Origin of the sequence: Sphingorhabdus buctiana, assembly GCF_042680825.1 — a bacterium.
Classification (GTDB): Bacteria; Pseudomonadota; Alphaproteobacteria; order Sphingomonadales; family Sphingomonadaceae; genus Sphingorhabdus_B; species Sphingorhabdus_B buctiana.
Genome location: NZ_JBHUEL010000009.1, coordinates 1 through 19,028, shown reverse-complemented (window position 1 = coordinate 19,028; position 19,028 = coordinate 1). Strand labels below are relative to the sequence as shown.

The 19,028-nt window shown below is 57.9% G+C and carries 17 protein-coding genes, 1 tRNA gene and 1 pseudogene; 12 read left to right on the top strand and 7 right to left on the bottom strand.

The genetic code is table 11. The features are described from left to right. Nucleotide 1 precedes the first annotated feature (1 nt). On the top strand, nt 2-1,792 hold the full coding sequence (locus ACFSAG_RS09895; protein ID WP_381514175.1) for a flavin-containing monooxygenase: 1,791 nt from the start codon (nt 2-4) through the stop codon (nt 1,790-1,792). Nucleotides 1,793-1,825: 33 nt separating this feature from the next. Here the strand turns inward: ACFSAG_RS09895 and ACFSAG_RS09890 are convergent, their stop codons facing one another. The 3 genes from ACFSAG_RS09890 to ACFSAG_RS09880 form a co-directional block, all read right to left on the bottom strand. Further along, complete coding sequence (locus tag ACFSAG_RS09890; protein WP_381514171.1) at nt 1,826-5,125, bottom strand: amidohydrolase family protein; 3,300 nt, start codon at nt 5,123-5,125, stop codon at nt 1,826-1,828. A 426-nt stretch (nt 5,126-5,551) separates the two neighbouring features. Next, the gene (locus ACFSAG_RS09885; protein ID WP_381514168.1) at nt 5,552-7,645 is read right to left on the bottom strand and encodes a RelA/SpoT family protein; all 2,094 of its coding nucleotides are present in this window, start codon (nt 7,643-7,645) and stop codon (nt 5,552-5,554) included. A 223-nt stretch (nt 7,646-7,868) separates the two neighbouring features. Continuing rightward, entirely contained in the window at nt 7,869-8,219 is a 351-nt protein-coding gene (locus ACFSAG_RS09880; RefSeq protein WP_374614622.1) for a DUF8200 family protein, read from the bottom strand. A gap of 180 nt (nt 8,220-8,399) precedes the next feature. On the opposite strand from ACFSAG_RS09880, the gene ACFSAG_RS09875 reads away from it, so the two are divergent. The 6 genes and pseudogenes from ACFSAG_RS09875 to ACFSAG_RS09850 all read left to right on the top strand — a co-directional run. Further along, entirely contained in the window at nt 8,400-8,918 is a 519-nt protein-coding gene (locus ACFSAG_RS09875; RefSeq protein ID WP_374614623.1) for a winged helix-turn-helix transcriptional regulator, read from the top strand. 199 nt (nt 8,919-9,117) lie between these two features. Beyond that, on the top strand, nt 9,118-9,645 hold the full coding sequence (locus ACFSAG_RS09870) for a CarD family transcriptional regulator (RefSeq protein WP_374543807.1): 528 nt from the start codon (nt 9,118-9,120) through the stop codon (nt 9,643-9,645). Nucleotides 9,646-9,802: 157 nt separating this feature from the next. After that, nucleotides 9,803-10,537, top strand: coding sequence for a GIN domain-containing protein (locus tag ACFSAG_RS09865; RefSeq protein WP_381514163.1), 735 nt, complete (start codon nt 9,803-9,805; stop codon nt 10,535-10,537). Next, entirely contained in the window at nt 10,534-11,046 is a 513-nt protein-coding gene (locus tag ACFSAG_RS09860; protein WP_381514160.1) for a DUF192 domain-containing protein, read from the top strand. Before ACFSAG_RS09865 ends, ACFSAG_RS09860 begins: the two co-directional genes overlap by 4 nt. A 47-nt stretch (nt 11,047-11,093) precedes the next feature. Continuing rightward, nucleotides 11,094-11,480, top strand: coding sequence for an NADH:ubiquinone oxidoreductase subunit NDUFA12 (locus tag ACFSAG_RS09855; RefSeq protein WP_381514157.1), 387 nt, complete (start codon nt 11,094-11,096; stop codon nt 11,478-11,480). Next, nucleotides 11,459-11,884: pseudogene (locus tag ACFSAG_RS09850) on the top strand (DUF2155 domain-containing protein); the annotation flags it as partial. The gene ACFSAG_RS09855 and the pseudogene ACFSAG_RS09850, both read left to right, overlap by 22 nt. A 35-nt stretch (nt 11,885-11,919) precedes the next feature. Here ACFSAG_RS09850 and aat read toward each other — a convergent pair. Next, nucleotides 11,920-12,645, bottom strand: a complete 726-nt coding sequence (gene aat, locus ACFSAG_RS09845; protein ID WP_381514154.1) for a leucyl/phenylalanyl-tRNA--protein transferase — start codon at nt 12,643-12,645, stop codon at nt 11,920-11,922. 180 nt (nt 12,646-12,825) lie between these two features. Here aat and purC point away from each other — a divergent pair, with 180 nt between their 5' ends. Then, a complete protein-coding gene (purC, locus tag ACFSAG_RS09840; protein ID WP_374613654.1) occupies nt 12,826-13,605 on the top strand; it encodes a phosphoribosylaminoimidazolesuccinocarboxamide synthase in 780 nt (259 codons plus the stop codon). Nucleotides 13,606-13,657: 52 nt separating this feature from the next. Next, nucleotides 13,658-16,522, top strand: coding sequence for a M16 family metallopeptidase (locus ACFSAG_RS09835; protein WP_381514150.1), 2,865 nt, complete (start codon nt 13,658-13,660; stop codon nt 16,520-16,522). Nucleotides 16,523-16,524: 2 nt separating this feature from the next. On the opposite strand, the gene ACFSAG_RS09830 is transcribed toward ACFSAG_RS09835, so the two are convergent. Then, complete coding sequence (locus tag ACFSAG_RS09830) at nt 16,525-16,677, bottom strand: hypothetical protein (protein WP_374613651.1); 153 nt, start codon at nt 16,675-16,677, stop codon at nt 16,525-16,527. Nucleotides 16,678-16,854: 177 nt separating this feature from the next. On the opposite strand from ACFSAG_RS09830, the gene purS reads away from it, so the two are divergent. Together purS and purQ are read left to right on the top strand one after the other, a co-directional pair. Continuing rightward, entirely contained in the window at nt 16,855-17,088 is a 234-nt protein-coding gene (gene purS / locus ACFSAG_RS09825; protein WP_381514147.1) for a phosphoribosylformylglycinamidine synthase subunit PurS, read from the top strand. 6 nt (nt 17,089-17,094) lie between these two features. Continuing rightward, a complete protein-coding gene (purQ, locus tag ACFSAG_RS09820) occupies nt 17,095-17,760 on the top strand; it encodes a phosphoribosylformylglycinamidine synthase subunit PurQ (RefSeq protein ID WP_374613648.1) in 666 nt (221 codons plus the stop codon). Here the strand turns inward: purQ and ACFSAG_RS09815 are convergent. Together ACFSAG_RS09815 and ACFSAG_RS09810 are read right to left on the bottom strand one after the other, a co-directional pair. Beyond that, nucleotides 17,713-18,093 (bottom strand): hypothetical protein, encoded by a 381-nt coding sequence (locus ACFSAG_RS09815; RefSeq protein ID WP_374613646.1) that lies wholly within the window; start codon nt 18,091-18,093, stop codon nt 17,713-17,715. The two genes, purQ and ACFSAG_RS09815, sit on opposite strands and share 48 nt — an antisense overlap. A 5-nt stretch (nt 18,094-18,098) precedes the next feature. Next, complete coding sequence (locus tag ACFSAG_RS09810) at nt 18,099-18,830, bottom strand: queuosine precursor transporter (protein WP_381514144.1); 732 nt, start codon at nt 18,828-18,830, stop codon at nt 18,099-18,101. Between the two features lie 58 nt (nt 18,831-18,888). Here ACFSAG_RS09810 and ACFSAG_RS09805 point away from each other — a divergent pair. Next, nucleotides 18,889-18,965: transfer RNA gene (locus ACFSAG_RS09805), tRNA-Arg, on the top strand. The last annotated feature ends 63 nt before the right edge of the window (nt 18,966-19,028 follow it).

The following is a 19,028-nucleotide window of genomic DNA, read 5'->3' as shown; positions in this document are numbered from 1 at the left end:
CATGACACTCGACATAGATACGATCCGAGCGAAATATGCGGAAGAGCGCGACAAACGGGTTCGCGCGGATGGTAACGATCAATATGTCGAGATTGCGGGCAAGTTTTCCCGCTACAAGGAAGACCCCTACATCCCGGTCAAGCCGCGCGAGCCGGTAAATGACCATGTCACTTTTGCCTTTATCGGCGGCGGCTTTGCAGGACTGATTTCGGCTGCCAAGCTGAAAGAAGCAGGTGTCGACGATGTCCGCATCGTCGAAAAAGGCGGCGATTTCGGCGGCACATGGTATTGGAACCGCTACCCCGGTGCGCAATGCGATACCGCCTCACTCATCTACATGCCGCTGCTCGAAGAAACCGGGCACATGCCATCGGAAAAATATGCGCATGCCCCGGAAATCCTCTCGCACTGCCAGCGCATCGGAAACAAGTTTGGCTTGTATGACGATGCCCTGCTTCACACCGAAGTCACTGCGCTCGAATGGGATGATGCCAATTCGCGCTGGATAATCCGCACCAACCGTGGCGATGCATTTACGGCCCAGTTTGTCGGCCTCGGCACCGGCCCGCTGCATGTGGCAAAGCTGCCCGGCATCCCCGGCATTGAAAATTTCAAAGGACATAGCTTCCACACCAGCCGGTGGGATTATGCCTATACCGGCGGTAGTCCCGAAGGCGCGCCAATGACGAAGCTGGCCGACAAGCGCGTCGCCATCATCGGCACGGGTGCAACATCGGTACAGGCTGTCCCGCATTTGTCGCGCGATGCGAAGGAGCTGTTCGTTTTCCAGCGTACGCCATCCTCAGTCGACGCACGCAACAACGGACCGATCGATCCTGACTGGTTTGACAAGATCTCCGAACCGGGCTGGCAGTATAAATGGCTGGAAAATTTCGCCGCGCATTTTTCCGGCATTGGCATACCCGAGGTTGATCTGGTTGCCGATGGCTGGACAGACATGTCGCGCCGCATGCGCGCCAAAATGGTCGACCTGCCGCCCGAGCAGATGAATCCCGCCGGAATCCTCGCCGCATTTGAGGAAACCGACCATCAAAAGATGGAAGAAATCCGCGCCCGCGCCGAAGCGATCGTCAACGACAAGGAAACCGCGGAAAGGCTGAAGGCCTGGTATCGCCAGCTCTGCAAGCGCCCGTGCTTCCATGACGAATATCTGCAGTCATTCAACAATCCCAACACGCATCTGATCGATACCGATGGCAAAGGCGTGGAACGGATTACCGAAAAAGGCCTGGTCGTCGCCGGCAAGGAATATGAAGTCGACTGCATCATCTATGCATCGGGCTTTGAGGTCGGGACCAGCTATCAACGGCGCTCAGGATTTGACGCAGTCGGCCGCGACGGATTGAAACTGTCCGACTATTGGGCCGATGGCATGCGCAGCCTGCACGGCATTCATGTCCATGGCTTCCCGAACATGTATATCGTCCACCCGGCGCAGGGGGCGAACCTGATTTCGAACGTGCCGCACAATCTGGTCGATTCTGCGAAGACGATTACGGCAATCGTCAGCCACACGCTGCAATCGGGCCACACCACCAATGAGGTTACGAAACAGGCCGAGGATGACTGGCTCGCCTTGCTCTCAACCGGAATGGGCATGATCATAGGCGGCACCGAATGCACGCCCGGCTATTACAATAATGAGGGCCATGGCTGGGAGGGCACTCCCGGCGCGCTCAGCATGGGCTACCCTGCCGGCGCGGTCGCCTATTTCAAATATATCGACGAATGGCGCAATAACGGGAAGTTCGAAGGCCTGGCCTTCGCTTGAAGGCCCAGGCCAGCGGCTCGGGCCTTCAAAACCTCAATCGCCGTCCTGGTGCCCCGCTGCTTCGGCAACGCCTGACGTGCTACTGGAACCGCCTTGTGCGCCTTCCCACCAATAGGCAGGGCGCTTGCGGTTACCAGTCACCTCTTCGTTCAACGAAGCAGCATCATAAAGGCGGCCGTTGATCATCACCTTGGCTACCTTTTCCGAATTGCGGATGTCGGCAGTCGGATCGGCATCCAGCACGACAAGGTCAGCCAATTTTCCGGCTTCGAGTGAACCGATATCCTTGTCATAGCCCAGCGAACGGGCGGATTCGATCGTGCCTGCACGCAGCGCCTCGATCGGCGTCATGCCGCCACGCACGAAAGACCACAGCTCCCAATGCGCAGCGATACCGGGTTCCTGCCCGTGCGCACCTATCGATACGGGAACACCCAGCCGTGCCAGCTTGGCCGCTTCGCGCGCGCTTTCATCGTCGACATAATTGTCTTCGGGTGCGATCGTCCGGCGGGCATTATTGGCCACCAGCACTGTTTCCGGCACATGCTTTTGCAGCAAAGGCTGTTTCCACACCTCGGTTTGTGCGCGCCAATAAGGGTCTGCCGCCGGGCCGCCATAAGTGACGACCAGTGTCGGCGTGTACGCAACCTTCGAACGTGAGAAGAATTGCAGCACATCCTGGTAGAAGGTTTCGACCGGGATGTTGTGCTCGACCGTGGTGTTGCCATCGGCAATCAAGGTCATGTCGAGACCGAAGAGCGAACCGCCTTCCGCAACCGAGCGCATATTCTCATCGATTGCGGCGGCCACAACCTGCTGGCGCTGGTCGCGGCGCGGCTGGTTATAATTCTTGATGCTATGGGCGCCCTGTGCCTTCAGGCGGCGGATGTGCGCCAGCGCATCGGCCTTGCTGTCAATCTGCGCATAGACGTGCGGGTTCTTCGCGCCATAGACGATCTCACCAGTCGAAAAGCTGCGCGGCCCGATAATCTTGCCGGCGCGCACCATTTCCAGCGCAGGGAAGACCAAGGCCGAACGGCTGGAGGGATCGTGACGCGTCGTGACACCGAGAGCGAGGTTGACCATTTCCACCCAGTTGGCCTGCGGGGTCATTTCATCGACGCCGTAGGGACCATGGGCATGGGCATCGATCAGGCCGGGTATGATGGTCTTTCCGCTGACATCCACGGTCGGGATGCCGGCAGGGATCGATGTCGAGGCCTGATCACCCACCATGGCGATACGGTTGCCTTCAACAAGCACCACGCCATTCTCGATAATGCCGCCATTGGCGCCCGCCATTGTCACGATCCGTGCACCGACCAGCGCCACTTTTCCGCTCGGCTTTTCCGCATTTACGCGCATCGAAAGCGAGACGCCCGTTTTGGGCGGTTCAAACTTTGCCGGCTTCGCGTCCTTGGCCAGCGGGGCACTGGCGAAAAGCGCGCTGCGATCAGCGCTGTAAACCACTGGCCCCATCGACCAGTGCAGCTTCGCGCCGCCATTCGACCAATGGATCCAGTCTGCACCGTCTCCGCTGGCCTTGGTAACCGGCATCGGACCGCCATTGGGCGAAGCCGTTACCGCCTGTGTGCCCGGCATCAACGGCATGACAAAGGCTTGGTAATTCTGGCGGAAGGCAAAATGGGTGCCATCGGGCGATACGCTATAGGCGTTGACCATTTCGCCTTCGGCATGGGTCCGCCGGGCTTCTCCATTCAGGTCGGTACTGACCAGCTTTGGGCCTTTGGCGTCGCTGGTGGTGAAATACACCCGATCGTTAGATGCACCAAAGTGCGGCGCTTCGCCGTCGCGCGTAATGCGGGTCGCTGCACCTCCGCTGGCAGAAATTCGATATACACCGGGTTCGGCGGAAGCGCGGGGGTTCACCAGATATCCGCCATTGCCTTTCTCGAACACGATGGTCTTGCCATCGGGCGAGAAGCGCGGGCGGGCATAATGGCCGGGGGCTTTGGTCACGGCCTTGCTGGCACCGCCATTTGCCGAAACGGTATGGATCGACGCCAGACCGGCATCGGTCCAGCGGACAAAGGCGATGCTTTTGCCGTCGGGGGACCATGTGGGATAAGCTTCCATCGCTTCGTCATCATTGGTCAAGCGACGCGGTTCCCCGCCCGCCATCGATTTCACCCACATTTTGCCAAGCGTTTCGAACAGCACCTTGCTGCCATCGGGTGAAACCACCGTGCCGCGCGGGATTTTGGTTTCAAAGCTATCGGGCGCGACCTCAACCGGCGGACGCGGCGGATCGATGACGCCACGGCTATCCTCTATGCGGAATGGGATGATTTCGCTGGCACCGGAACCAACATTCAACTTGCGCAACTTGCCGCCAGCCCAAAAGACCAGAGCGGAGCTGTCGGGCGTCCACGCCATATTGGGATACACGCCAGTGACTGCCCAGGTTTCCTGAACATCCTGATCGAGGCTGTCATAGACCTTACGGTCTGCACCAGTTTCAAGATCCCTCAAATAGAGTTTCGACCGGGTCTTTTCGCGGCGGACATAGGCCAGTTTCTTGCCATCGGGCGATGGCGTTGGTCGCACAGCACCCCCCTCTCCGCCAACGATGGACTCGGTCTCGCCGGTTTCGATGGCATAGCGTTCGATCGCGAACAGCTGGTTATTCGAATCCTGCGCATATTCGAAAATCGGGCCGGGCGTGGTGTTGCGGGTGAAATAGATATGCTTGCCATCGGGCGCAAAAATGGGTTCGCCCAATTCCTTCTGGTGAACATCATTCGGTTTCTTGACCAGCGGTACGCCTGCCCCGCCCGATACATGGTACAACCACACCTCACCCGTGCCGAGCGAACGCTGGGTGGTGAAATGCTTCTTCGCGGCAATGAACTGGCCGTTCGGGCTCCAGCTTGCCTGATTTAGCAAGCGGAAATCTTCCTTGGTCAATTGCCGCTTGTCCGAACCGTCGAGATTCATGATCCAGATATTGTCGCCACCGCCGCGATCGGATGTGAAAGACAAGCGCTTTCCATCGGGTGAGAAGCGCGGTTGGGTCTCGTACGCAAGCCCCTCTGCGATACGTTGCGGTGTGCCGCCAGCAATCGGCATGGTATAGATATCGCCGAGCAGGTCGAACGCGATCGTACGCCCATCGGGGCTGATATCGACGTTCATCCATGTGCCCTCGTCCACCGAGATCGGGATTTCCCTAATCGTCAGCCCGGGAGGTGCATTCACATCCCACTTCGCCTCTTCCTTCTTGTCTTGCGCGAATGCGGGTGTGGCCGCGAAGGCGCCTGCGACTAGGCCTGCAACCGCGAAACGCGACACCGAAGCGAGATATGATTTCATGTAAATTTCTCCTTGCCCAGCGCTATTGAATGCGTTGCAGCGTGAGTCAATGCGATGCGGTGAAACGTTTCGACGAACAACAACCTCCCCCTGTCGCACTGCAACACCGTTCATTCATCTGGCAGAAAGCTGCACGCGTCACTGACAGCGACAACGGGTGGGGATTCGATGCCGGGGGCCGTGGAGGTCGCACATGACAGGAGTTTTTCGCGAGGGGCATAATCGGCCCCGTCCGCGTCGCAGGGAACCGCTACGTTTGGGTCCACCGCCAAGCCCTTGGAAGAAACGCGCCGCGATGGCCATCCCGCTATTATTCGTTGCGCTGGCGGCAATGCTCTTTGTAACCCGTGAAGCCGCCGCTGATCCGCAGGCGACGCAGCAGGACGGATTGGTCAGTTACTTCAAAACGTAAATGCAGCGTGGCGTTTAGCCGAAAACGCGATCGGCCTGCGCCACCGCATCGGATGCACGCAACGCAGAGAGTATGCGCATCAGATGCGGCAGGTCGTGCACCTCAAGATCGACTTCAAAGGTATGAAAGCTCGCATCGCGCGCTGTCATCCGCAGGTTGATGATGTTCGCCTTGTGGAAGCCGAATATTCCGGCCATCTCGGCCAGCATGCCCGGGCGGTTATGGATGATCACACGCAACCGTGCTGAACCGCCATCGCTGCCCTGCCCCCAGCTCAAGTCGAGCCAATCACCCTCGGTATCGCCGCTGAGGCGTTCGCAATGGATGGTGTGCACTTCAACGGGCCGCCCCTCGCGGCGAAGGCCGACGATGCGATCGCCGGGAACCGGATGGCAGCATTCACCCAGCTCGAACGAAACACCGGGTGTCAACCCGCGGATCGAGATCGCGCGTTCCTGAGACGGCCAGTCTTTCTCGTCACCGCCCGGATCGAAACCGGGGACGAGCGCTTCCATCACGCGGCGGTCGCTGAGCTTGCCCGAACCGATAGCCAGCATCAGTTCGTCTTCGCTGTCGAGCTGCAGCCGTCCCAGTCCTGCCTTGATTGCCTTCGCACCGATTTTTCCGGGCAGGCGCGAACAAATGTCTTCAAACACCTGGCGGCCGAGCTGGATGAGTTCGTCACGTTCCCGATGGCGCACATGGCGGCGGATGGCAGCACGTGCCTTGCCGGTCGCGACAAAGTTGAGCCAAGCCGGTTCGGGCTGGTGTGCCTTGCTGGACAGAATTTCGACCATGTCGCCATTGTTGAGCAAAGTACGCAGCGGCACATGGCGGCCGTTCACTTTTGCGCCGACTGCACGGTCGCCGAGATCGGTATGCACGGCGTAGGCAAAATCGACCGGGGTCGAGCCCTTTGGCAACTGGTGCAAAGCGCCTTTAGGCGTGAAGGCGAAGATGCGATCCTGATACATCGCCATTCGGGTGTTTTCGAGAAGCTCTTCCGGATCCTGACTGGTCTCGAGGATTTCAATAAGATCGCGTAGCCACCCCGCTTGTCCGTCGGGTGCGTCATCCTGTTTATAGGCCCAGTGCGCGGCGAGGCCATATTCCGCAGCGCGGTGCATTTCCTGGCTGCGGATTTGCACCTCGATCCGCATATTCTGTGCAAACATGATGGTGGTGTGGATCGAGCGGTAGCCATTGCGTTTGGGAGTGGAAATGAAATCCTTGAAACGCCCCGGCACCATCTGCCAGCGGCGATGCAACACGCCCAATGCGCGGTAGCAACTTTCCGTGTCGGGTACGATGATGCGGAACGCGTTGATGTCAGACAATTGCTCGAACGCGACATGGCGTTCCTGCATCTTCTTCCAGATTGAATATGGGTGCTTTTCGCGCCCGGAAACCTTGGCCTTGATGCCTGATCGATCCATCGCGCTGGCGATCGATTGGCTGATCTCCTCGATCAGCTTGTCCCCATTTTCGCGGATTTGTGCGAGCCGCGCAGTGATCGTCTGGTACGCATCGGGTTCCAACTGCTCGAATGCGAGCAGCTGCATCTCGTGCATATATTCGTACATCCCGATCCGCTCTGCGAGCGGGGCATAGATATCCATCGTTTCGCGGGCGATGCGGCGGCGCTTCTCAGGGCTTTTGATGAAGTGCAGCGTGCGCATATTGTGCAGCCGGTCGGCGAGTTTGACCAACAACACACGGATATCGTCGGAAATCGCCAGCAGGAATTTCCGCAGGTTTTCGGCCGCCCGCTCATCCTCGGTCTGCGCCTCGATTTTCGAAAGCTTGGTGACACCATCGACCAACCGCGCGACCTCGGGCCCGAACCGATTTTCAACGTCCTCGATCGAGGTCAGCGTGTCTTCCACGGTATCGTGCAAAAGCGCGGTGATGATAGTGTCTTCGTCCATCTTCAGCTCGGTCATCAGACCGGCGACTTCCACGGGATGGCTGAAATAGGGATCGCCGCTGGCCCGCTTTTGCGTGCCATGCATTTGGACAGTGAATACATAAGCGCGGTTGAGCCGATCTTCATCGACTTCCGGGTCGTAAGCGCGGACCCGTTCAACCAGTTCATATTGGCGCATCATCGCCCTTCAAAATGTGCCTTTCCTGCTGCGTTGCAACACAAAAATTGCTTTGTGCCGGAATTAGGCAACAAAAAGCGCCGGTCGCACCCGCTGCACAAAGGGGGAGAGGAGGCAGCAAGCGCAATCCGGCGCAGTTTGTTTCGGCCTGGGCTATCGGATGATGGGGTGGCCAATCATCCGACTGCGGTGTGCGAGAGCGGCCGAATCCCTCTCTTAACTTGGATCAATCCTTGGCGAGGACGACCTTCTTCTTGCTGTTGCAGCTTGCGATATCATCAGCAGCAAGAACGCGGTCACCAGCCTTGAAGCTGGTTACTTCGCCAAATTCCTTGGCAACGCTTGCGCAGACATTGCGCGGAGCCGAGCTCGAAAGCGCTGCACGGCAGGTGGTGCCTTCGCACTGGAAGACTACGCCGCGAACAACTGCCTTCGAAGTGGGGGCAGGCTGAGCGAGCTCAACCGAATAGCCACCAGCGGCAGCATGTGCCTGCGGAGCTGCGAAAAGGAGAACAGCGCTGGTTGCGACAGCGCCGACGAGCGCGCCGAAGCGCGAAGACGTTTGGGAGAGGTTCATTTCATAATCCTTTTATCTGGACCTTGTTATCCGGAAACGGGCATCCCATTTTGGGTATTGTCTGAATCCGGGCCTCTGGAAAACCAGTTGCGAATCGCCATCTATTCCACTAGGTTTTAAGTTGCAACTGAAAACTGATATTCATCTGGCAAAAATTTGCAGGCTCATTAGGACAGACCCATGGGGAAATTGAGAGAACCGCTGAGTGAAGTCGCCAACTGCGGATTGCCTGCCGCGCTGGAAGCGATTGGAGAGCGCTGGTCATTCATGATCCTGCGGGCCGCATTCAACGGTGTGCGCCATTTTGAAGAGTTCCTCTCGGAAATCGGAATCGCTCGGAACATCCTCGCCAACCGCCTGACACGTCTCACCGAAGCGGGCATTTTGCACCGCAGCCCCTGCCCCGACGACCGCCGCCGAGTGGAATATCGGCTAACTCCCAAGGGCCTCGATTTCCTGACAACGATGATTGCATTGCGCCAATGGGGCGAAAGGTGGGCGACAGGCGTACCGTCAAACCCGGTATTGTGTGACGTTCGCGATCATCGCCCGATCCTGCCTGTGACGCTGCGCGGCCATGATGATCGCATATTGTCACATATGGACCTGTGCTGGATTGACGCCTCGGAAGTCAAAACGGGATCCGAATCCATCGACGATGAAGACCGCGCCAACGTTCGGCAACTCGGCTCTGGTTGACACCGAATCCGGCTGTTGCAACGCAACATTGAAATTTTGTTGCGAATCTGTTAAGGGCACCCTCGAACATTGGATTTTGCTGCACGACCGGCAATCAGAATAGAGAGTTTCAAAACAATCGGAATCGGCACGAAAGCGCGTTCAGCATTTCTGATCGGCTTGGCCAGATACCCAAAACACAATCAGAAAGGGTCCATTTATGGCGACTTCCGCTGTATCCTTCGACGTTGGCGATTATGTAGTTTACCCCAAGCACGGCGTTGGCCGTGTGATCGAGCTGCAAAACCAGGAAATCGCCGGCATGCAGCTTGAGCTGTATGTCCTGCGTTTCGAAAAGGAAAAGATGACGCTGCGCGTTCCCGTCAACAAGGCGGAAAGCGTTGGCATGCGCAAGCTGTCTTCAGACAAGACGCTCAAGGAAGCCATGGAAACGCTCAAGGGCAAGCCCAAGGTGAAGCGTACCATGTGGTCGCGCCGTGCGCAGGAATATGAAGCCAAGATCAATTCGGGCGACCTCGTGTCGATCGCCGAAGTGACCCGTGACCTGTTCCGTCCTGACGACCAGCCTGAGCAGAGCTATTCGGAGCGCCAGATTTTCGAAGCTGCTTCAAGCCGCCTTGCCCGCGAGCTTGCAGCCATGGAAAAGACTGACGAACCTGCTGCACTGAAGAAAATCCTCGACGTGCTCAAGGTTGCGGCTCCGCAATGGTATGAAAAGGCTGAATAAGCCCGGATCATAAAATCCACGAAAAGGCCTCCCTTGCGAGGCCTTTTTTGTATTTGCTTTCCCGACTGGTCCAAACGCGTTTGACCGCGCACGGTGCAGATTGCATAAGTTGGCCATTCTGCTGCGAACAGGCAGCCGATGCATCCAAGGAACAGCCATGACGCGACCGACAGTTTATGCATCGCTTCCGGTTCTGGCCGCGTTGGCCTTTGCGACAGCGCCAACCCCCGCCGATGCGGCGACCAAATCCTTCCTTGTTGGCAGCTATGACGAATTGATCATCGAAGGCGATATCATCGTCAAACTGGATAATCTGAAAGCGCCGTCTGCACGCGCGAGCGGCGACCACAGCCTTGTTGAAGCCCTGAAAATCGAGCGGAACGGTTTGACGGTGCGCGTTCGCATCCAGGATTATGAGGGTACAACGCAGGCGGCCAAGATTGGCGCGCCACTGGTGGTCACTTTGGGCGGACGCGGCGTGCGCAAGGTCAGCGTTGACGGCAATGCGCAGGTGGACATCAACCAGATGCGCGCACCGGGGCTTGTCGTTACGTTGAAAATGGCGGGGGCCGGTCAGATCAATGTCGGCAAGATCGAAAGTGACCGCATCGATGTCGGCCTTGCCGGCACCGGCGGCATCAATATTCAGGGCGGAAAGATAAGGGCCGCGCGGCTCTCGGTAAGCGGCAGCGGCAAGATGGATGCGTCAAAACTTGCCTTGATGCAGGCAAACCTTTTCCAACAGGGCAATGCTTCGACCCATTTGTCGGTCAACGAAAAGATTGAGATCACCAACAGCGGGTCGGGTTCGATACAGGTTGATGGGCCTGCTACCTGCTTTGTACGTCAGCCCGGATCGGCAAAAATCGTCTGTGGAAAGACTGCCCAATGACCTCTCGCTTTTGGATAACTGCCGCCTTTGCTGCCGCCTTGCTGGCGAGTTGCAGCGGTGTCAGCGCAGGCGGTGGCAAAGCGAATGCGGCCGGTTGCAATCCCGGTGAAGCGCTATCGCAAAGCGACGCCGGTCTCGACCAAGTCCGCCTATGCATTACCAGCGGGAAAAAGGTTCACGCCTTCACGGTCGAGATCGCACGCACTTCGCAGCAGCAGGCGCGCGGATTGATGTTCCGCAATGCCGTTGCCGACGACAAGGGCATGGTCTTTCCTTTTACTGAAACGCGGATGGCAAGTTTCTGGATGAAAAACACCTTCATCCCGCTCGACATCATCTTTGTTCGTGCAGACGGCAGTATCGAAAACATCGCCATGAACACCATTCCCTATTCGACCGATCCGGTCGAATCGACCGCGCCTGTGGCTGCCGTACTTGAACTGCGCGGCGGGTTGACTGCGGAACTGGGAATCAAGGCTGGCGACAAGGTTCGCTGGACCGCAAAATAAGCGCCTTTTTGATTGCAAGGGAAGGCGCTTCCGCCTAATCGGCGCGCATGGGAATCTTGGCGAAAATCTTCACCTGGTGGGACGGTGCCACCATTGGCACAGCACTTTACAGCGCGCGCAAGGGCGTGCTCGTCGGTGAAGATGAACAGGGCAACCGCTACTATCGCTCCAAGGATGGCGCCCGTCGCTGGGTGATTTACAACGGCCCCAACGATGCCAGCCGCGTTTCCCCCGAATGGCATGGCTGGCTGCATGGCACCTTTGAAGGTGAACCTGACAGCTATTTGCCGCCGAAACGCAATTTCGAATTGCCGCAATCCGCCAACCTTACCGGGACCGATGCGGCGTACAAGCCGAGCGGCGCGCTCGACAAGGGTGGCCGCCGTCAAGCCTCCACTGGCGATTATGAAGCATGGAGCCCGGATGCCGCATGAGCCGGCTTTTTCCAGCCCTGCTCTTATCGGCAACATTGCTTCTCGCCGGCTGCAACAGCGGCGAACCGGAAACACAGCCCAAAACCAAAGCCAAGACCACGGCGAGCGCTGACAAGCCTGTTGCCGGCGATGGCACGCAAATCGGCACGCCAATGGCCGAACGGGTCGCAGTGATTGGACTGCTCAACAAGCGCAACGGCCAAACCCGCGATTTTGAAATCAAGCCCGGAGAGGCAGTCCGTTTCGGCAAGGTCGTCATCCGCGTACGCGCGTGTGAAAAGACCGCACCGTGGGAAAATTATCAGGATCAGGGCGCTTTCGTTCAGTTGATCGTGCGGCAAAGGCCTGCAGGCACGAACGATGCCGAGCGCTGGGCGCAGGTGTTTTCTGGTTGGCTATTCAAGGACAACCCGGCTGCCAACATCGTCGAGCATCCGATTTACGACGTGTGGGTCAAGGAATGCAGGATGAGCTTCCCGGGCGAAGAAGCTCCGCTTGAGGAACCCAAGGACGATTCGGCGAGCAACCGGTCGAGCGCACCCCAATCCGAACCTGCCGACAAGGCCGAAACCGCACCCGCTGCGCCAGCCGCGGACACTGAGGGCAGTGGCGAAGGCGAAGCAACCGTCGAAACCTGATTGCGCACCTCGGCAAGCGCGACGCTCAACAGTTCCAGATAGCGTTTCTGGCTGATCTCTATGGCACCCAGTGACTGCAGATGCTCGGTCATGAACTGGCAATCGAGCAGTGCGTAGCCGCCAACCCGCATTCGCGCGACCAGCCACGCCATCGCCACCTTCGATGCATCGGTGACGCGCGAAAACATGCTTTCACCGAAATATGCCTTGCCTATTGCAAGTCCATACAGCCCGCCGACCAGCTTGCCTTCGCGCCAACATTCAACGCTGTGCGCCAAACCCATGCGGTGCAATTCGATGAAGGCGTTTTCAATATCGTTGTTGATCCACGTTTCCTGACGGTTCTCGACGCTTTCGGCGCAACAGCGGATGACAGCGGCGAAATCGCGGTCGGTCGTAACTTCAAAACGATCCTGCCGGATCGTCTTCGCCAATGATTTGGAGACATGAAACTGGTCGAGCGGCAAAATGGCCCTGTGTTGCGGTTCTACCCAAAAGGACTCCTTGTCCTCACGCGAGTCTGCCATCGGGAATATGCCGTGGGCATATGCGTTTAAAAGCAAGTCGATATCAATCGGCACGGCTTCACAGTAACATCAATTGCGCCGAATGCCAGTTTCCGCTAAGGGCGCGGACATACCCCGGCAAGCCGCTTTTTCGCAAACCAAGCTGGCACCGGGGTGAATTGTTTTTGACGGGATATGCCAATGACACGCCGCCGCAAAATCTATGAAGGCAAGGCCAAGATTCTTTATGAAGGCCCCGAACCCGGCACACTGATCCAATATTTCAAGGACGATGCGACGGCTTTCAACGCGCAGAAAAAAGGCACGATTACCGGCAAAGGCGTGATCAACAACCGTGTATCCGAACATGTGTTCAGCCGCCTTGCGCATATCGGCATCCCGACACACTTCATCCGCCGCCTCAACATGCGCGAACAGCTGATCCGCCAGGTGGAGATCGTGCCAATCGAGGTCATCGTCCGCAATGTGGCGGCAGGCACGCTTTCCAAGCGCCTTGGCATCGAAGAAGGCACTCCCTTACCCCACACGCTGCTCGAATATTGCTACAAGGATGACAGCCTTGGCGATCCGCTGGTGGCGGAAGAGCATATCGCCTGCTTTGGCTGGGCGAGCCAGGAAGAGATGCAGGACATCTCGTCGATGGCGATCCGCATCAACGATTTCATGTGCGGCATGTTCGCCGCCATCGGCATCCGCCTCATTGATTTCAAACTCGAATTCGGTCGCCTTTATGATGGCGATTTCAGCCGCATCATCCTTGCCGACGAAATCAGCCCCGATGGTTGCCGCCTTTGGGATATCGAAACCGGTGAAAAGCTCGACAAGGACCGTTTCCGCCGCGATCTGGGTGGAGAAGCTGAAGCTTATCAGGAAGTTGCGCGTCGCCTTGGTTTGATGCCCGAAGAAGGTGAAGGTGCCGTGCTCGACATGGTCACCCACCGTCTGCGAAAGGGCAAATGAATTCGACCAATGGCAGTTGCCATTGGTACGAAACCAGCGAATAAACAGAAGCATGGGGAAATCCTTTGCTTCCATAGCTTTGGTGCTGCTTTCGGGCGCACTGATCGTTGCCACACCGGTCTCGGCGAACCCTTCGCCACCGCCGGGAACGACACGCACCGCGCCGTGGAACAGCGAGACCACCGATCTCGAAGCTGATAGCCGTATCGTTTATGGGCAACTCCCCAATGGCCTGCGCTATGCCATCCGCCGCAATCAACGCCCCGACAACCAGGTATTAGTCCGGCTGGTTTTCGAATTCGGGTCTGCTGCGGAAGCCGACGACGAACAAGGTCTCGCCCACTTCATCGAACATATGGCGTTCAACGGATCGACCAATGTGCCTGAGGGCGAAATGGTCCGCATTCTCGAACGGCTCGGCCTATCGTTCGGGGCAGATACCAACGCCTCCACCGGCTTTGTGCGGACGCAATACAAGTTGGATCTTCCAAAGGCAGACCCCGCACTGATCGAACGCGCGCTCTTCCTGATGCGCGAAACGGCAAGCGAGGTCTCCTTCAATCCGGGTGCGGTTGACCGCGAACGCGGCGTCGTCATCGCCGAAATGCGCGACAGGGAGAATTTCGGTTTCCAGCGCAACCGCGCCGCGAGCGAATTGCTCTATCCCGACAGCTATTTTTCCACCCGCTATCCGATCGGAAAGCTGGACGTTCTGCAAAACGCTTCGGCAGAGAAGATGCAGGCATTGTATCGCAAATGGTATGTGCCCGACCGCGCACGGCTGGTGATTGTTGGCCCGGTCGATCCGGTCGAGATTGAACGCGAAATCATCCGCAAATTCTCCGACTGGAAAGGCTCTGGCGCAGCACTCGGTGAAATCGACCGATGCAGTTTCGACAATAGCCGGCCTGCAAAAGCTGCCTTTTTCAGCCATCCCGAAGTCGGAGAGGCGATCAACATCGAACAGATTGTGGCCGACCGCAAAAGGCCCGACACTTTCGAGCGCGCGCTAATGGACATGAAGATGGGCATGGCCGCCGCGATCGTCAGCGATCGGATTTCACGCAAAAGCCGCAACGAAGACATTCCCCTGCTCAACAGCGGTCTCTCTTTTGCGGCAGGCTTCTGCGATCAGCATGCGCGCATCGGAATGACGATCAGCGGCAAAGATGGCAGCTGGAATACCGTGCTCCCCATCGTTGAACAGATGGTACGGCAGGCTGTCATTTACGGCTTTTCTGCCCAGGAGGTTGCCGAACAGGTGAAGCGCTATGATGCAGCATTCGAAAATGCTGTCAAAAGCGAAGCAACCACCCAAAGCGGCGTCTTTGCCAATGAATTGACTAATCTGGATGAGGATATTGTCACCAGCGCCGAATATCGGCAGCGACTTTGGAGGCAGCTTCGCCCCTTCCTGACGCCGACCGCGGTAAGCGAGGAGTTCGCCAAATGGTATGGCCAGCTTGATCGCCCCCGCATCTTCCTTTCAAGCAAGCAACCCAATGCCGCCACGCCCGAGGTAATCCTGGCAGCCTTTGCAGAAAGCCGCAGCAAACCGGTTGCCGCACCAAGCGAGCGTGCCGCGCTGGAATGGAGCTACACCGATTTCGGAGCGCGTGGCGAAGTAGCAAAAGACGAGCGGATCGAAGATCTGGGCATCCGGACCGTGCGGTTCGCCAACGGTGTGCGGCTAAACCTGAAGCAGACCGGTTTCGAAAAGGACCGGGTCCGCTGGACCTTGCGCATCGATGGCGGAAAGCTGTCGATACCTTTGGCGGATCAGCATCTCGGCATGTTCATGGATGGTGCCTTTGCCGCTGGTGGCTTGGGCAAATATGATATCGATGATCTGCGCGCTGTGCTCGCTGGCTCCACAGCGAGTGCTGGTTTCGCATCCGGACCAACCTTTTTTGGCGGCGGCGGATCGGTGGTGTCGAAAGATCTCGAACGGCAGATGCAGTTGCTGGCAGCATTTGTGACCGACCCTGGCTATCGCGAAGCTGCCGTCCGCCTGTTCCGTCGCCCGCTGCCCGAATTTTATGCCCGCCTCGATGCGACACCTGGATCTGCACTATCCATTGGCCAGGCCCGCATCATGAACGGCGATGATCCGCGCTTCACATTGCCGCCGCTGGAAAAACTGATGTCTGCCGATTTCGAAAAGCTGAAATCGGTTATCGGCGGCCAATTGCAGAGCGGCGCGATCGAGATCGGATTGGTTGGCGATATCGATGAAGCCCGGGCTATCGAGACCGTAGCCCGAACTTTTGGCGCATTGCCCGCACGTTCGAACCAGCCCTTTAATCTGGGCGATGCAAAGGCCAGCCAGTTCAGCGGCAAATATGGCACCCACACGCTGTACCACCGGGGCGAAGCAAACCAGCTAAGCTGGCGGCGCGTGTGGACCACCAATGATGACAGCGACTTCCGCGAAGAGCAGACGATGTCGCTTCTCGCCGATATTGCGCGTATTCGCCTGATCGACGAGCTTCGCGAAGGCCTTGGTGCAACTTATGGCGCCGGTGCTGCTTCGGAGATGTCAGATGTCTATCCCGGCCGCGGCACCTTTTCGATATCAACCAGCGGCGATCCCAAAGACCTTGAAAAGATCGAAGCCGCTGTCGACAAGGTTGTGAGCGAATTGCTCGCCGGGCCCGTGGATGGCGACCTGTTTGAGCGCGCGCGCAAGCCGACGCTCGAAAGCTATACAGACTGGAAGCGGCGGAACGCGACCTGGATTGATATTGTCGATGAAGCCCAGTCAGCACCCGAAAGGTTGCAGCGTTTCCGGATCAGCGAAGACCAATATCGATCGATCACGCCGCAACAGGTTTGGGAAGCGGCGAAGCGATATCTCGATCCTGCGAAAAGCTATACGTTCCGGGTTCTGCCGAAACCCAAGGCGACTGCCGACTAAACTCAGCCTTTGGTTTTGTAACCGCAAAGTATTCCGAGGATGAACGACAGGAACAGCGCAAGCTGCACCTCGTGGAGCGTGTATTGGCTCCAGCCAAAAATCTCGTTCCCATATCCGAAGACGCCAAGGAAAAGCGCCGCTGCAAGCCCGACCATATTTTCACCTCCGCGGCTCTTTGTCCGCCTTCACCTGTTTCAGTGAACTGGCATATAGCGTTTGTGGTCAAACAATGGTTCGCAGACCCGGTTAGCCCAAATTAACCCTGTTGCCCCCCTTGTTTCCCCCACAGGCAAAGCTATAGGGAGCGCAAATCCCCAAATTGAGGCTGCGCCATGAAAACCCGCATTTTCGTTACGCTCAAAAATGGCGTGCTTGATCCGCAAGGCAAGGCGATCCACCATGCGCTTGAAGGCTTGGGCTTTGATGGCATCAATGATGTCCGCGCCGGCCGGTTGATCGAAATCGACCATGAGCCGGGCCTGACAACCGAGCAGTTGGAAGACATGTGCCGCAAACTGCTCGCCAATATGGTGATCGAGAATTTCGAGATCGAACAGAAAGGCTGATCCGTCATGCGCGCTGCCGTGATCCAGTTCCCCGGTTCAAATTGCGACCGCGACATGGCAGTCGCCATTCGCGAAGTGACCGGCGCCGAAACGTCGATGGTCTGGCACCGCGAAACCGAATTGCCCGCCAACCTCGATCTGATCGCGGTCCCCGGCGGCTTTTCCTATGGCGACTATCTGCGCTCTGGCGCGATGGCGGCGCGTTCGCCGGTTATGCAGGCGGTTGTTTCAGCGGCAAATCGCGGAGTTCCCGTTCTTGGCGTGTGCAATGGCTTCCAGATTTTGACCGAAGCCGGCCTGTTGCCCGGCGCACTGATGCGCAATGCGGGCATCCGCTTTGTATGCCGCGAAGTGAAGCTGACCGTCGAGAACAGCCAGTCGATCTTCACCAGCCGCTATGCCGCAGGCGAAGAAATCATCATCCCCGTCGCGCACCATGACGGCAATTATTTTGCAGACGATGCAACGCTCGACCGGCTCGAAGGCGAAGGCCGCGTGGCCTTTCGCTATGCCGAAGCGGTCAATGGATCGGCGCGCAATATCGCGGGCATCCTCAACGATGCGGGCAATGTCCTTGGCATGATGCCGCACCCCGAACGCATGATCGAAGCGGTACAGGGCGGATCAGACGGACGGCGGCTCTTCGAAGGACTGATCCGCGAGATCGCCTGACGCTTTCGGTTTTGGCTGCAGCCAGCGGCCAACCAACAGCAATATCGTCGGCCAGAACATCGTGTTCCAGATATCGTGCCAATGCGCCGCATCAGGCTGCAAGGCGCTGTTCGCTGCCTCGGCCTTCATGTCGATCCATTCAACTGTGCAAGCCATGGCCAGCACGGCGAGCCAGGCCAATATCCAACCGCCGCGCCAGCGCCAGATAAGGCGAACAAACAGGAACAGCCCCATCCCTGCATAGATGTGCAAGGCATCCTTGCCGAGGCCGGTAAAGCCCAGCATCACGACTTTGAATTGCTGGAAATCCAGCGGCGAATACCCAAACAGCACAGGCTTCAGACCTGGGTCTTGAACGGGCTGAAATCGGTTCCCTCGTCGAACAGGTCGACACCTTCCTTGCGCTTTAGCCAGCCCACGACCGCATAGGTTACAGGGGTAAGGACAACCTCCCAAAGGACCTTGAGGCCCCAATTGGTGACCATCACGGTGATCACGGCTTCATTTTCCCACACGCCCCAAAAAGCCAAGGGATAGAAAATCAGGCTGTCGACGCCCTGCCCCACCACCGTGGAACCGATGGTGCGCGACCATAAATGCTTGCCCTGCGTCCAGATCTTCATCCGCGCCATGACATAGCTGTTGACGAACTCGCCGGCCCAGAATGCGACGATCGAAGCAAGCACAATGCGCGGTACCTGCCCAAACACGCTTTCATAGGCTGCCTGCCCTTCCCAGCCTTCGGCCGGCGGCAGGCTGACCACGACCCAGCTCATGAATGCCATGAAGATCAATCCGGCAAAGCCCGCCCAGATCACCCGGCGTGCGCGCGCATAGCCGTAAACTTCGGTCAGCACGTCACCGATCACATAACCGAGCGGGAAGAACAATATCCCCGCACCGAAGACCCACGGCTCCCCGCCAATTTCGATAGCTGCGGGTTTTGCCGCGCCGATCACGTTGGAAAGCAGCAAAACGGCGACAAAGGCCGCCATGACGAAATCATAATAGCGGAAATGCCGGCCGGTCATTTCCGCGGCGCTGTGCGCTTCGATCTTGGGATTGGTCATGCCGCTGCCATATCCCGCTTTGCAGCACCGCGCAAAGCGGTTATTGCGCAACCAGCGCGCGCCCTTAGCTCAGCTGGATAGAGCGCGAGACTTCTAATCTTGAGGTCGCAGGTTCGACTCCTGCAGGGCGCGCCATTTGCGTACAAAACCAAGAACAGGCGGATGCTGGCCAAGTTTGCCCGCAAGCGCAGTACTCAG

What these genes read in the sequence shown, in the direction of transcription:
- ACFSAG_RS09810 (WP_381514144.1), bottom strand. Translation starts at nt 18,830, where the DNA reads ATGACCAATCCCAAGATCGAAGCGCACAGCGCCGCGGAAATGACCGGC.
- ACFSAG_RS09860 (WP_381514160.1), top strand. Translation starts at nt 10,534, where the DNA reads ATGACCTCTCGCTTTTGGATAACTGCCGCCTTTGCTGCCGCCTTGCTG.
- purQ (WP_374613648.1), top strand. Translation starts at nt 17,095, where the DNA reads ATGCGCGCTGCCGTGATCCAGTTCCCCGGTTCAAATTGCGACCGCGAC.
- aat (WP_381514154.1), bottom strand. Translation starts at nt 12,645, where the DNA reads ATGGCAGACTCGCGTGAGGACAAGGAGTCCTTTTGGGTAGAACCGCAA.
- ACFSAG_RS09835 (WP_381514150.1), top strand. Translation starts at nt 13,658, where the DNA reads ATGGGGAAATCCTTTGCTTCCATAGCTTTGGTGCTGCTTTCGGGCGCA.
- ACFSAG_RS09855 (WP_381514157.1), top strand. Translation starts at nt 11,094, where the DNA reads ATGGGAATCTTGGCGAAAATCTTCACCTGGTGGGACGGTGCCACCATT.
- ACFSAG_RS09880 (WP_374614622.1), bottom strand. Translation starts at nt 8,219, where the DNA reads ATGAACCTCTCCCAAACGTCTTCGCGCTTCGGCGCGCTCGTCGGCGCT.
- ACFSAG_RS09870 (WP_374543807.1), top strand. Translation starts at nt 9,118, where the DNA reads ATGGCGACTTCCGCTGTATCCTTCGACGTTGGCGATTATGTAGTTTAC.
- purC (WP_374613654.1), top strand. Translation starts at nt 12,826, where the DNA reads ATGACACGCCGCCGCAAAATCTATGAAGGCAAGGCCAAGATTCTTTAT.
- ACFSAG_RS09875 (WP_374614623.1), top strand. Translation starts at nt 8,400, where the DNA reads ATGGGGAAATTGAGAGAACCGCTGAGTGAAGTCGCCAACTGCGGATTG.
- ACFSAG_RS09830 (WP_374613651.1), bottom strand. Translation starts at nt 16,677, where the DNA reads ATGGTCGGGCTTGCAGCGGCGCTTTTCCTTGGCGTCTTCGGATATGGG.
- ACFSAG_RS09865 (WP_381514163.1), top strand. Translation starts at nt 9,803, where the DNA reads ATGACGCGACCGACAGTTTATGCATCGCTTCCGGTTCTGGCCGCGTTG.
- purS (WP_381514147.1), top strand. Translation starts at nt 16,855, where the DNA reads ATGAAAACCCGCATTTTCGTTACGCTCAAAAATGGCGTGCTTGATCCG.
- ACFSAG_RS09890 (WP_381514171.1), bottom strand. Translation starts at nt 5,125, where the DNA reads ATGAAATCATATCTCGCTTCGGTGTCGCGTTTCGCGGTTGCAGGCCTA.
- ACFSAG_RS09895 (WP_381514175.1), top strand. Translation starts at nt 2, where the DNA reads ATGACACTCGACATAGATACGATCCGAGCGAAATATGCGGAAGAGCGC.
- ACFSAG_RS09885 (WP_381514168.1), bottom strand. Translation starts at nt 7,645, where the DNA reads ATGATGCGCCAATATGAACTGGTTGAACGGGTCCGCGCTTACGACCCG.